The sequence below is a fragment of the Shinella sp. JR1-6 genome, from assembly GCF_004284735.1.
Classification (GTDB): Bacteria; Pseudomonadota; Alphaproteobacteria; order Rhizobiales; family Rhizobiaceae; genus Shinella.
This window is the reverse complement of the sequence record NZ_SHMI01000021.1, coordinates 49,546-62,800: the sequence shown is the minus strand read 5'-3', so window position 1 is coordinate 62,800 and position 13,255 is coordinate 49,546. Positions and strand designations below refer to the sequence as shown.

13 protein-coding genes are annotated in these 13,255 nt (G+C 62.8%); all 13 read left to right on the top strand.

Translation table 11 applies throughout. The annotated features are described in order from the left end of the window. The first annotated feature begins 6 nt into the window (after positions 1–6). Complete coding sequence (locus tag EXZ48_RS26265) at positions 7–717, top strand: 4'-phosphopantetheinyl transferase superfamily protein (RefSeq protein ID WP_165909428.1); 711 nt, start codon at positions 7–9, stop codon at positions 715–717. 145 nt (positions 718–862) lie between these two features. Beyond that, positions 863–1,456 (top strand): sigma-70 family RNA polymerase sigma factor, encoded by a 594-nt coding sequence (locus EXZ48_RS26260; protein WP_207900505.1) that lies wholly within the window; start codon positions 863–865, stop codon positions 1,454–1,456. Between the two features lie 293 nt (positions 1,457–1,749). Beyond that, on the top strand, positions 1,750–3,879 hold the full coding sequence (locus EXZ48_RS26255; protein WP_130519464.1) for a TonB-dependent siderophore receptor: 2,130 nt from the start codon (positions 1,750–1,752) through the stop codon (positions 3,877–3,879). Between the two features lie 450 nt (positions 3,880–4,329). Continuing rightward, entirely contained in the window at positions 4,330–5,295 is a 966-nt protein-coding gene (locus tag EXZ48_RS26250; RefSeq protein WP_130519462.1) for a 2-hydroxyacid dehydrogenase, read from the top strand. Between the two features lie 249 nt (positions 5,296–5,544). Then, a complete protein-coding gene (locus EXZ48_RS26245; protein ID WP_024270242.1) occupies positions 5,545–6,384 on the top strand; it encodes a cyclase family protein in 840 nt (279 codons plus the stop codon). Positions 6,385–6,492: 108 nt separating this feature from the next. Next, a complete protein-coding gene (locus tag EXZ48_RS26240; protein ID WP_023512880.1) occupies positions 6,493–6,843 on the top strand; it encodes a cupin domain-containing protein in 351 nt (116 codons plus the stop codon). After that, the gene (locus EXZ48_RS26235) at positions 6,840–7,646 is read left to right on the top strand and encodes an SDR family NAD(P)-dependent oxidoreductase (RefSeq protein ID WP_130519460.1); all 807 of its coding nucleotides are present in this window, start codon (positions 6,840–6,842) and stop codon (positions 7,644–7,646) included. The genes EXZ48_RS26240 and EXZ48_RS26235 overlap by 4 nt, the downstream gene beginning before the upstream one ends. A gap of 2 nt (positions 7,647–7,648) precedes the next feature. After that, the gene (locus EXZ48_RS26230) at positions 7,649–8,551 is read left to right on the top strand and encodes a 3-hydroxyacyl-CoA dehydrogenase family protein (RefSeq protein WP_165909427.1); all 903 of its coding nucleotides are present in this window, start codon (positions 7,649–7,651) and stop codon (positions 8,549–8,551) included. Positions 8,552–8,609: 58 nt separating this feature from the next. Continuing rightward, a complete protein-coding gene (locus tag EXZ48_RS26225) occupies positions 8,610–9,890 on the top strand; it encodes an ABC transporter substrate-binding protein (RefSeq protein WP_245462366.1) in 1,281 nt (426 codons plus the stop codon). Between the two features lie 54 nt (positions 9,891–9,944). Beyond that, positions 9,945–10,673, top strand: a complete 729-nt coding sequence (locus EXZ48_RS26220) for an ABC transporter ATP-binding protein (RefSeq protein ID WP_130519456.1) — start codon at positions 9,945–9,947, stop codon at positions 10,671–10,673. Then, positions 10,666–11,370 (top strand): ABC transporter ATP-binding protein, encoded by a 705-nt coding sequence (locus tag EXZ48_RS26215; RefSeq protein WP_130519454.1) that lies wholly within the window; start codon positions 10,666–10,668, stop codon positions 11,368–11,370. Before EXZ48_RS26220 ends, EXZ48_RS26215 begins: the two co-directional genes overlap by 8 nt. A gap of 2 nt (positions 11,371–11,372) precedes the next feature. Beyond that, the gene (locus EXZ48_RS26210; protein WP_024270240.1) at positions 11,373–12,236 is read left to right on the top strand and encodes a branched-chain amino acid ABC transporter permease; all 864 of its coding nucleotides are present in this window, start codon (positions 11,373–11,375) and stop codon (positions 12,234–12,236) included. Next, positions 12,236–13,249: a branched-chain amino acid ABC transporter permease gene (locus EXZ48_RS26205; RefSeq protein WP_130519452.1), complete on the top strand. Its 1,014-nt coding sequence runs from the start codon at positions 12,236–12,238 to the stop codon at positions 13,247–13,249. Before EXZ48_RS26210 ends, EXZ48_RS26205 begins: the two co-directional genes overlap by 1 nt. The last annotated feature ends 6 nt before the right edge of the window (positions 13,250–13,255 follow it).

Below are 13,255 nucleotides of genomic sequence, written 5' to 3'. Positions count from 1 at the left end.
CCATCATTGGAAGACGCACGCGCGCAGATCGAGCTTTACAGCCTGCATCTGCGCGCGGGGCATTCCGTTCCCGACACGACGCTGAGCCCGGCCGAACGGCAGCGCGCAGCCACTTTCCGTTCGCGTGAAGCTGCCCGCTCGTTCGTCGCGGGCCGCCTGCTTTGCCGTAGCGTTCTCTCCCGGGCCACCGGCTGCGCACCGCAGTCCGTCGCCATCGCGCTCTCGCCCGAGGGGCGGCCCTATCTGCCGGATCACCCCGATATCGATTTCAATCTCTCCCGCACGGCGGACATCGTTGCACTTGCGGTAAGCCGCAACGGTCGCGTGGGCCTCGATATCGAGCAGCCGGGAAGGCTGGACGAAGCGGAGATCCGCCATCTTGCGCCACTGGTACTTTCGCATGAAGAGGCCGATTGGCTCCGGCAGTTTTCCACGTCGCAACGCCCCGCGGTATTTTTGGCTCTCTGGGCCGGCAAGGAGGCGGTCCTCAAATGTCACGGGCGCGGTCTTCTGGATGATCCGCGGCCTATCGCGACCGGCATGCCGCGCACAATTCAAGGTATACAGTCCCATACCCACAACCTTCGCGACGGCAGCCAGATCCATCGCGGTCTAGAGCCCCGGTTCATATGGGCCGTCACCATCGAAAATCCGGTGACGGTCCCAGCCTGGCAACATCAGGATGATACCGCCTGTCTCATAAGAACACATGAATAAAAATTCAAAATCAATTAATTAACTCCAAAAAATGAGAGCTTCCGCAATTCAGCCAATATCTTGACTACAAGAATCATGTTTTATAACCTCCAGAAAAAATGAGGGGACGTTGAAATACAGCCTTGAGTTTCAAAGAGAGCCCGACATGATCGCGATCAGCAGCCCCCAGTCGACTTGCAATGAACAACTCCAATCAGCTCTTCAGGCCTATCCCAAGCTCCTCTCCGTCGCCCGCCGAATCACCGGCTGCGTCACGCTCGCGGAGGACGTCGTGCAGGACGTCCTGCTGCAACTCGTCTCCAAGCCGCTCAGCCAGGACATAGCGGTGCCAACCTCCTATGTGATGCGCATGGTGCGCAATCTCGCAACCGATCATATGCGGCGGCTGCGTTATGAAAGAGGCCTGTTTCTCGAGGAAGAGATCGGCGACAACACGTCCGCCTATGGCAGCCCCGAAGAACGGCTGCGCGAAACCGAGGCCTACCAGGCCTTCCGCTGCGCGGTCGAGGCCATGCCGACGCGCACGCGCAAGTTCTATGAAGACTACTATTTCGAGGATGTCCCGCAGAAGACGATCGCCCGGGAGGCCGGCGTTTCCTGCGCGCTGGTCTGCGGCCTACTGCGGGAGGCGCATACAAGATGCCTCGCCGCCCTGTCGCTCGAAACGGACCAGCGCCCCGCCGCCAGGCGTTCCTATCGGCAGGCCAGCACGCCACATGGCCCGGAGATGCGCGCCTGACAGACAAAATCCGCTGCCCCCGGCAATCCCGGGGCGGCGGACACTCTCACGGAGACGGCTGACCGCGATGGCGGCATCATGCGATTCGCCGCCCGGCAAGCGCCGCAGCCCATCGCTTCGGCTTGATCACAGGGCGGAAAGCAAGCCTCGCCCCGTCGAAATCGGCTCCTGCACACGTCTTCGCAACAACGGGATAAAAAAGATGACTGAACAAGTCATGTATTCTTGACGCCGGCGACGCCTGCTATATAGGGTACGCCATCTTTGTCGAAGCTGACCGGATGGGACGTCACATGAAGCATAATTCAAATAGTAATATCAATTACTTGAAGAGACACAAGCTTCATGCTTGGCGCGCTGCCACAGCGTTGGCGACCGTGCTGGCCCTGACTGGAAACGCCACCGCGCAAGAGGCAACCGTCAGCCAGGACGCTGGCGGCGCGACGGAGCTCAGCGCGATTGTCATCGACGGCGCCACCAAGATTCCGACCGCGCTGATCGAGACGCCGCGAACCGTTTCGCTCATCAGCCGCGACGAGCTCGACAAACGCGGCGTGCAGGACATCATCGAAGCCGTGCGCTACTCTGCCGGTGTCTCGACGGGCGGCTACGGTTTCGATCCGCGTTTCGACCAGATCGTTCTTCGCGGCAATGACATCACGACCACGGGCGATTACCGCGACGGCCTCCGGCAGCCCTATCTCAGCTACGGCATGCTCCGCAACGAGCCCTATGCCCTCGAGCAGGTCGAAGTCATCAAGGGTCCCATCTCCGTACTCTACGGTGCAGGCTCTCCGGGCGGCATCGTAAACAAGACCTCGAAAATGCCGACGGAAGAGACGATCCGCGAGGTCGGCATCCTCTACGGCACCGAGGATCGCGTTCAGGCGATGTTTGATTTCGGAGGCCCGCTGAGCGAGGAAGACAACAGCGTGCTCTACCGCATCGTCGGCCTGGCAAGACGGGGCGACACCAATTTCGACATCGCCGACGACCGCTACCTCTTCCAGCCGGCCATCACCTGGAAGCCGGACGAGGCGACCTCCCTCACCGTCTACGGCGCGGTACAGGCGGACGAGACCGACGTGGATGTCGGTGCGCTCATCGGTCCCGACGGCAAGATCCACGAGCTGCGCGGCAGCGATCCGGACTACGATTATCAGAAAGTCCGCCAGCAGCAGGTCGGCTACCAGTTCGAGCATCAGTTCGACAACGGCCTCACCTTCCGTCAGAAGCTGCGCTACTCCCATCTGAAGCTCTGGGGACGTTATCTCGGCGTCACCGACTGGACGGGCACGGTCGCCCATCGCACGCCCTATTCGCTGGGCGACGATCTCGACGTCTTCCAGGTCGACAACCAGCTGGAATACAAGTTCGACACCGGTCCGGCGACGCACACCGCCATGCTCGGCCTCGACTACAGCAATGTGAAATCGTCCTTCGGTTTCGGCTCCGGCCCAAGCGACCCGGACTACGATTTCGACCTCGCAAACCCGACCCGCGGCGTCTCCGGGCCGACGCCGGCCTATACCAGCCTCAGCGACAGCTCGATGCGGCAGCTGGGGGTCTATGTCCTTGACCAGATCGAGCTCGACAGATGGCGCTTCACGCTGGGTGGCCGGCAGACCTGGGTCCAGCAGGACAAGGATTCGACGGATGTCGCTTCAGGGACGAAGACCTCCCAGAGCCTCAACAAGAACGGCTTTTCCGTTCAGCTCGGCGCCGTCTATCTCTTCGACAACGGCCTAGCGCCCTTCGCCAACTACGCGACCTCCTTCGACCCCGTGACCGAGAAGTCGAGAAGCGGCAGCATCCTGCAACCGACCGAGGGCGAGCAGTACGAGCTGGGCCTGAAGTATCAGCCGCCGGGCACGGACATCCTTCTCTCGGCAGCGCTCTACCACCTTGTCGAGAAGAACAAGCCCGTTGCCGTCGATCCGCTGAACGGTATCTACGAATCGCTGGGTGAGGTCACCAACAAGGGCCTCGAGCTGGAAGCGCGGGCCAATGTCGCCGAAGGCTTCGACGTGATCGCCGCCTACACCTACAACCATGCCGAGGTCACCGGCGGCGAGAATGTCGGCAATACACCGGCCGTGATGCCGCGCCACAGCGCCAGCCTGTGGGCGAACTACACCTTCCAGGAGGACACGTTCGCAAACGGCCTGACCGTCGGCGCCGGTCTTCGCTTCACGGGCGAGAACTATGCCGAAATCGAAAACACCAGCAAGAACAAGCCTGCGGTCTATGTCGATGCGTCCCTCACCTACGATTTCAGCGCCATCGACAAGGAATTCAATGGCCTGACGGGCAATGTCGCCGTCCGCAACATCGCCGACCGGCGCGAGACGGTCTGCAACAGCGGCTATTGCTATCTCGGCCAAGGCCGCAACATCACCGCGTCCTTGAAGTATCGCTGGTAAGTCAGAACGAGCCGCCGGCCCCCGCTCTGCCGGGTTCAGCGGGTTTCGACCGAATGATCGTGACGGGTATGGCGGTTGCGCCATACCCGAACGTGCGGCCGCCGTGCCCACGTATTTTCGCTTCGCTGCCACCCTTTCCCACTGAATAGCCTGAAGAGACCAGCAGCCGCCATCTGGCGGCGACAACAAGCGCGCTCAGCTGTCTCGTCCCTGCCCCAAGCGCATCCAAGGCCATCCAGCCTGTTGCAATTTCCAAAATCCGGAAGAGGTTTTTGGAGCCCAACACAGGCATCCCATACCGGCACGGCACATCCGGAACGGAGGGCATCGGACGGTCCGAAATGGCCCCTCCTCCACGCCAAGGTTGCAACCAGATTGCGGAACACCTCAAACAAGGCTAGAGCCGGCGGAAGACATCCAGACATCTGAGCGCTTCCGGAGACCACGCCTTTGTCAAAGCCGAAAATCCTTCTCGCCTGCGACTTCACCGAACGTTTCAAACATCTCCTGTCCGAACGCTATACCCTTGTCGGGCCGTTGAGCAGCTCCTCGCCGGAGGCCTTGCCGCCCGAGGCCGGAGAGGTGCGCGCCCTCGTCACCAAGGGCGGCCTTGCCACCAGCCGGGGCATGATCGACGCCTTGCCAGCGCTCGGCGTGGTCGCGTTCTTCGGGACGGGCTACGAAGGTATCGACCTTGCGGCCGCCGGCGAGCGCAAGCTGGTCGTCACCCACAGTCCTGGCGCGAACGCCTCCAGCGTCGCCGATTTCGCCATGGGCCTCGTTCTGGCCTCGGCGCGCAACATTCTTGGCGCCGACCGGTTCGTGCGTGCCGGACAATGGCGCGGCAACAGCCTGGTGAGCCTGCCGGCAGTGCCGGGCCTCACGGGCACGAAACTCGGCATCTTCGGCTTCGGCGCCATCGGCAGGAAAGTCGCCTTGCGGGCAGCCGGTTTCGAAATGGAGATCGGCTATCACAACCGGTCACGCAAGCCCGATATCGGCCATGCCTATTTCGAGAGCCTGACGGCGCTCGCGGAATGGTCGGATATCCTCGTCGTCGCTGCCCGCGCCGACGCATCGACCTACCACATCGTCGACGGCGCGATCCTCAACGCCCTCGGCCGCAACGGGCATGTCGTCAATGTCGCCCGCGGCTCCCTCGTCGACAGCGAGGCGCTCGCCGCCGCGCTGGAAGAAGGCAGGATCGCCGGGGCGGCGCTCGATGTCGTCGAGAACGAACCTGACATTCCCGCCCGCCTGCTCGCCGCCCCCAACCTCATCCTCTCGCCCCACATCGCCTTTGCGAGCCACTCGGCGCGCGATGCGCAGGAAGATATGGTTCTGGCCAATCTGGACGGCTTTTTCCGGGGGGACCTGGCGGCGCTCAACACCGTCCCACAGGCACGGCAGGACTGAAACGACCGCCCGGCAGGCGGAAATACGTACCGGACAGACTGAAACAGCGCCGTTCATGAGACGGCGCTGTTTGTTTTTGGCATCGCAATCCATCGCAGAGCAGCCTTGCAGCCGTCTCAAAATTTCCCGACCGCTTGACAAAAAACGATACAGATGTACCGTATAAAAGTACAGGCGCTCTGGGAGGAGCAAGCCCAATCTGGATCGAATGCTACGCCGCGCAACCGCGCCGGCGAGGAGGATTTCTGCATGTCCATCACTGTCCGCGGAATCGAATTTCAGGATAACCTCGACAACCCGATGGGGATCGAGTTCTACAATCTCTCTCACCGCTTCGGTTACCAGTGCCCGAACTGGCCCTATTTCCGGGACGTCCGTATCGAGCGCATGCACTACATGGCCAAGTCCGGCGTGCTGTCGCAGACAATCACCACCACCATGCACGTAACGACCCATATCGATGCGCCGGCACATGTGGTGCAGGGCACACCCTTCATCGATGAAGTGCCACTGCCGCACTTCTTCGGCTCGGGCATCGTTGTCTCTATCCCGAAGAAAAAGTGGGAGCCGATCACCTACGACGATCTCGAACAGGCCTGTGGTCACGCTATCCGCAAGGGCGACGTGCTGATCATCAACACGGGCTGGCACAAGCAATACGAGGACGGCGACTATTTCGCCTATTGCCCCGGCTTCGTGCCGTCAGCAGCCGACTGGATGATCGAGAAGGGCGTCAAGGTCGTCGGTCACGATACCCAGGCGAACGACCATCCGCTGGCCACCGCCATCGGCCCGCAGCGCAACGGCCCGCTGCTGCCGCATCTTGCCGAGGAATACAAGGCGTGGTCCGGCGGCCGCGACTGGAAGGACGACTTCCCCGAATGGGAACCGGTGCACCAGAAGATCTTCAAGGCAGGCATTCTCGGCATCGAGAATGTCGGCGGCGATCTCGATGCCGTCACCGGCAAGCGCTGCACCTTCGCCTTCTTCCCGATCAACTGGGACCGCGGCGACGGCTGCATCATCCGCCTCGTCGCGATGATCGACAAGGACCAGGGCTACCGCATCGAAAAGGGCGCAGCTTTCTGACCGTTTCCGGCATCCACGCGACCTCTCAAGCCCGACATGCCGGGGCGCCGAGCCTCGGCATGGCCGGACCGTAAGCCAGGGGCCGCAATGGCATTTGGAGTAGACAGTATGCTCACGAAGCGTTTCAGCGCAGCGAAATCCTACGAGGCGCCCAACCATCGCGGCGTGGTGGGTTTGCGCCTGCAGGGATTCGAGGAAGGCGGGCCGGCCAACCAGTGGGTCGGGCTATCGCAGTTCCTTCCCGGCGGCGGCGCGGGCCCGGATTCCACCCCGTTCGAAAAGGTCTATGTCGTGCTCGAAGGCGAGATGACGGTAACAGTCGACGGCAGCGAGACGGTGCTCGGCCGATACGACAGTTGCACGATCCCTCCGGGGGAAGTGCGGGAGCTCGAAAACCGCTCCAACCACGTCTGCAAGATGCTGGTCGTCATCCCCTACGCATCGGGAATTCAGCCATGAGCCATGAAAGCTTCCTGAAAAATCCGGCTTCCCTGTTCGATATCCGGGGAAAGGTGGCGATCGTCACGGGTGCATCCGGCGCTTTTGGCGCACTCGCGGCGAAAATACTGGCAGGGGCCGGCGCCAGGCTGGCGCTGGTTGCCGGCAATGCCGCGGCACTCGCCGATACCGCTTCCGCCTGCGAGGAACTGGGGGCCGACGTCCTTGCCCTGAACCGCCGCCCGAGCGACGAGACCGCCTGCGATGCGATCGTTGCCGACACCGTCGCCCGCTTCGGGCGCATCGACATCCTGGTCGTCGCCTCCGGCAAGAACGACGTCGCCAAGATCGGCGACATGACGCCGGAACGTTTCGCCGATGTCATGGACGCCAACGTCATGCAGAGCTGGCTGATGGCGCGAGCTGCCGGCAGGCAGATGCTGCAACAAGGCGAAGGCGGCAAGATCGTGCTGATGTCATCGGCCCGGGGCCTGCTCGGCCATCCCGCCGGCTACACGGCCTACTGCGCCTCCAAATCGGCCGTCGACGGCATCACCAAGGCGCTCGGCTGCGAATGGGGACCGACCGGAATCACCGTCAACGCCATCGCCCCCACCGTCTTCCGCTCGCCCCTCACCGCTTGGATGTTCGAGGATACGGAAAAGGCGCAGGAGGTACGCAGGGGCTTCCTCGCCCGTGTTCCAAAGGGCCGGCTCGGGGAGCCGGAGGATCTTGCAGGTCCCCTCCTCTTCCTCGCCTCGCGGGCTTCCGATTTCTACACCGGGCATATCCTCTATGCCGACGGCGGCTATACGGCAGGATGACCATGGCAAGAGAACGTATCGCGGTTATCGGTGCCGGCCTGATGGGTCACGGCATCGCCCAGGTCTTTGCGGTGGCCGGCCACGACGTCGCCGTTCATGATGCACAGGCAGGCGCCCTCGACGGCCTGAGAAGCCGGATCGCCGCCAATCTCGACAATCTCGACCTGCCGCGCGGACCGGAGGAGCGCGTCACCGGCTTTGCCGATGTCGCCGAATGCGTCGCCGATGCCGCGATCGTGATCGAAGCCGCACCCGAAAAGCTGGCGCTCAAGCAGGCGATCTTTGCCGACCTCGTCAGATATGCGCCGCGTCACGCGATCCTCGCCTCGAACACCTCGGTCATCCCGATAACCGATATCGCCGGAGACCTCGACACGGCGGACCGTATCCTTGGAACCCATTGGTGGAACCCGCCCTTCCTCGTGCCGCTGGTCGAGGTGGTGGGCACGGCGAGAACGGCCCCGCAGAACATCGAGGCGATGATCGCCCTGCTGACGAGCGTCGGCAAAACGCCCGTGCATGTGCGCAAGGATGTCGCCGGGTTTGTCGGCAACCGCCTGCAGCATGCGCTCTGGCGCGAGGCGATCGCAATCGTCGCCGAGGGCATCGCCGATGCCCGCACGGTCGATACGGTGGTCAAGGCAAGCTTCGGCCGTCGGCTCGCCGTGCTGGGACCGATCGAGAACGCCGACCTCGTCGGCACGGACCTTACACTCGACATCCACGCTGTCGTGCTTCAGCACCTGAACCGCGCCGCCGAACCGTCTCCCTATCTTCGCGCGCTCGTCGAGGACGGTCGTCTGGGTATGAAATCCGGGGAGGGATTTCGAACCTGGACGGATGAGGAGGCCGACACCCTCAGGAAGGACGTCTACCGCTACCTGAAGAATTTCCGGCTGCCGTGACGCCCCGAGGCGATGCGACGCCAGCGCATTCGAATTGAGCCAATCTGGGAGGAGAACCATGCGCTCGATGAATGGAATTAGCCGCAGAACATTGATGAAATCCGGCGCGATGCTGCTCGCGGCACCGGCCGTGCTGCGCTTTACCCGCGCCTATGCCGACGAACCGGTCCTGAAAATCGGCCATGTCAGTCCGCGTACCGGGTCACTTGCGGGCTTCGCCGAGGCTGACGACTACATTCTCGACGGCATCGCCAAAAGCCTGGCCAATGGCGTTGAGAACAACGGCAAGGCCTGGAAGATCGAGATCGTTTCCAAGGACAGCCAGTCCAACCCGAACCGCGCTGCAGAAGTGGCGGCCGACCTGATCCTCAAGGACGAGGTCGACATCATCGTGGCTGCATCCACGCCGGATACGGTCAATCCTGTCTCCGATCAGGCGGAAGCCAACGGCACGCCCTGCATTACGACCGATTGCCCCTGGCAGCCCTACTTCTTCGGCCGCAACGGCAATCCCGAAGACGGTTTCGAGAGCACCTACCACTTCTTCTGGGGCCTGGAGGACGTCGTCGGCGCGTTTCTGGCGCTCTGGGACAATCCGAACGTCGCGAGGAACGTCGGCGGCCTGTTTCCGAACGATGCCGACGGCAATGCCTGGGGCGACCCGGAGCGCGGCTTTCCCAAGCCCCTGGCCGCCGCTGGCTACAAACTCGCCGATCCCGGCCGCTACCAGCCCACGAACGACGATTTCAGCGCTCAGATCTCCGCCTTCAAGGCCGCAGGCGCCGAGATCATCGCCGGAAACATGATCCCCCCGGATTTCGCCACGTTCTGGAGCCAGGCAGGCCAGCAGGGCCTGAAGCCGAAGATCGTCACCATCGGCAAGGCGCTCCTGTTTCCCTCGGTCATCCGGTCGCTGGGCGAGCGCGGCTTCGGGCTATCCTCGGAAATCTGGTGGTCACCCAATCATCCCTTCTCCTCGAGCCTGACCGGCGAAAGCGCCAGAGCGCTCGCCGAAGGCTATGTGGCGGCGACCTCGCGGCCCTGGACCCAGCCGATCGGCTTCAAGCACGCGCTTTTCGAAGTCGTGGCCGACGTGGCCAAGCGCTCAGCCGATCTCGAGGACAGCACCGCGATCATCGAGGCGATCAAGGCCACCAAGATGCGGACGATCGTCGGGCCTGTCGATTGGTCGAAGGGCCCGGTGAAGAACGTCACCAAGACGCCGCTGGTCGCTGGCCAATGGCAGAAATCCTCCACCGGCGAACCTGAACTCGTTGTTACCACCAACAAGACGGCACCGGAAATCCCGGTCGGCGGCGAGCTCCAGTTGCTTGCATGATCGATCCGTCCCGTCCGCAAGGGCGGGACGCCCCTCCTCGGACCGGAGCGAACCATGGCAATTCTGGTACTGGATACCGTCAGCAAGCGTTTTGGACATCTGCAGGTCACCGACAGGGTGTCACTGTCGCTCGCCCCCGGCGAAGCGCTCGGCATCATCGGCCCCAACGGTGCCGGCAAGACGACGATCTTCAATCTGATCGCCGGGACGATCCTGCCGAATTCCGGAAAGATCGTTTTCGACGGAAGGGATGTCTCGCGATTGCCCGCGCGGATGCGCTGCCACATGGGCATCGGCCGCTCTTTCCAGATCCCCCATCCCTTCATCGGCATGACGACCTATGAGAATGTGCTGATCGGCGCAGCCTTCGGCCGCCAGCGCTCCGAGCGCGACAGCGAGCAGAAGGCGATCGAGATTCTCGAACTGACCGCACTCAAGCACAAAGCCAACGTGCTTGCAGGCCAGCTCACGCTTCTTGAACGCAAGCGGCTGGAGATGGCACGCGCACTCGCCAGCGACCCCAAGCTTCTCCTGCTCGATGAGATCGCGGGCGGGCTGACGGAACCCGAATGCCGGGAACTGGTCGCTGCCATCAGAGAGGTGCGGAGCGCGAGCGTCTCGATCATCTGGATCGAGCATGTTGTGCATGCCCTCATGGCTGTGGTCGATCGCATCGCGGTCATCGATTTCGGCAAGAAGATCGCCGAGGGCGAGCCGCAGGCGGTGATGTCGAGCAAGGCGGTGCAGGAAATCTATATGGGCGTGGAGGAGGAACATGGCTGAACCGCTCCTCAAGATCCGCGGATTGAAGGCGGGTTATGGCGATTTCCAGGCGTTGTTCGGCCTCGACGTGGATGTTTTCGAGGGAGAAGTCCTGGCGCTGATCGGCGCGAACGGAGCGGGAAAATCGACGCTGATCCGCACGATAACGGGTCTGACGCCCACCGCCCGCGACATGATCACCTTCAAGGGCGAGCCGATCGGCGGCATGCGGCCGGACCGCATTGCCGCGCGAGGAATCGCGCTGGTGCCCGAGGGTCGCCGGTTGTTCCGCTCGCTTTCGGTCGAGGAGAACCTGGTGATCGGCGGCGAACGCGGCAAGGCGGGCCCCTGGAATCTTGAGGCCGTCTACAGCCTGTTTCCCGCCCTCAAGGAAAAGCGCAGGAATGCGGGCACGGCCCTGTCGGGCGGCCAGCAACAGATGGTGGCGATCGGCCGCGCACTGATGGCAAATCCGGAATTGATCCTGTTCGACGAGATTTCCCTCGGGCTGGCGCCCATCGTCATCAAGGACATCTACGCCGCCTTTCCCGCCATAACCGGCACCGGCGTTTCCGTCCTGCTGGTCGAGCAGGACGTGAGCCGGGCGCTCTCCTTCGCCAGCCGCTTCATCTGCATGCAAAAAGGCAAGGTCTCGCTAACGGGCGAGCCGACATCATTCACCCGTGCGCAAATCACTGCTGCCTACTTCGGAACCTGACGATGGACTGGATCAACGCCCTTCTCCAAGGTGTCATGCTCGGCGGGCTTTATGCGCTGTTTGCAGCCGGGCTGTCGCTCATCTTCGGCGTCATGCGCCTCGTCAACATCGCCCATGGCGACCTGATCGTGCTTGCGGCCTATCTTGCGATGGTCGTGGTCGACCTCACCGGGTTTCATCCCCTGCTCTCCGCCATTCTCGTCGTGCCGCTCATGGCGGCGATTGGGTACGGCCTGCAACGCTTCCTGTTGAACCCGACCATCGGCAAGGATCTTCTGTCGCCCCTCCTGGTCACCTTCGGCATTTCGGTCATCCTTCAGAACGGCCTGCTTTCGGGTTTTACCGCCGATAGCCGCCGTCTTGCGGCCGGGTCCATCGAGACCGCGAGCCTCGAACTCCTGCCGGGCCTCAGCATCGGCGTGCTGCCGCTCCTGATGTTCTGCGTGTCGGTGGCGATCATCTTCGGGCTGGAATGGGTCTTCTTTCGCACCTCGCTCGGCCGTGCCTTCCGCGCCACCTCCGACGACGCCGAGATGGCCCAGGTCATGGTACTCGATCGGGGCCACGTCTTTGGAATGGCCATGGCGCTGTCTGCAGCCGTTGTGGCAATTGCCGGCATCTTTCTCGCGATCCGCACGAATTTCGATCCGGCTTCCGGTCCGGCACGGCTGATCTTCGGCTTCGAAGCGGTCATCATCGGCGGGCTCGGCAATCTCTGGGGCACGCTGGCTGGCGGCATCGTGCTCGGCGTCGCGCAGGCGATCGGCGCGCAAATCTCGCCCGGCTGGCAGATCCTCGCCGGGCATCTGGTCTTTTTCGCGGTTCTTGCGATCCGCCCGCGTGGTCTCTTTCCGAGGATGGATTGATGGAACAGCAGTTTGAAATCCGGCGATCCACGCCCGCAAGCCGCTTTGGCATGGTGCTGTTCGTCATTACCATCGCGGTGCTCGCCCTGGCACCCTGGTGGGCCGGCCGCGCCAATATGCGCCTGCTTGGCGAAATCTATTCCTTCATGGCGCTGGCTTGCCTGTGGAACCTTCTGGCCGGCTATACGGGGCTTGTTTCCGTGGGCCAGCAGGCCTGGGTCGGTTTTGGTGGCTATGCGCTGTTTGCGCTGGCGATGTTCCTCGGCGTGCATCCGCTTCTCGCCATCGTGATCGCGGGCTTTGCCGCCGCAATCCTCGCGCTGCCGATCGCGCCGCTGCTGTTCCGGCTCAACGGCGCCTATTTCGCAATCGGCACCTGGGTTCTGGCAGAGGTCTTCCGCCTCTCCTTCGCACAGGTCTCCACGCTCGGCGGGGGCTCGGGCTCGAGCCTGCCGACATCGGTGATCACCCAGATGACGAAGAACCGCGACCTGCGTGAAATGATGATCTACTGGACCGGGCTTGCGCTTGCCGTCGGCACGCTGCTTTTCGTCGTCCTGCTGCTCCGCTCGAAGATCGGCCTTGCGCTGACGGCGCTGCGGGACAGCGAGATCGCCTCCGACAGCCTTGGCATCAGCGGCCAGCGCACCAAGCTCGGGGTCTACGTCGCCGTCTCCGGCATCACCGCCATGATCGGCGCCTTCATCTTCCTCCAGAAGCTGCGCATCTCTCCGGATGCAGCCTTCAGCGTCAACGACTGGACGGCCTATGTCATCTTCATCGCCGTCATTGGCGGAATCGGCACGATCGAAGGGCCTATCATCGGCACGATCCTGTTCTTCCTGCTGCGGGAGACGCTCGCCGATCTCGGCACCGCCTACCTGGTGATCCTCGGCGCCGTGGCCATCGTCATCATGCTCAAGGCGCCGAAGGGGATCTGGGGAATCTTCGCCGAAAAAACGGGCTTGAGCCTTGCACCGATCCGCCGTCACGTCGTCTTCCACGGCCGGTGACGGCCA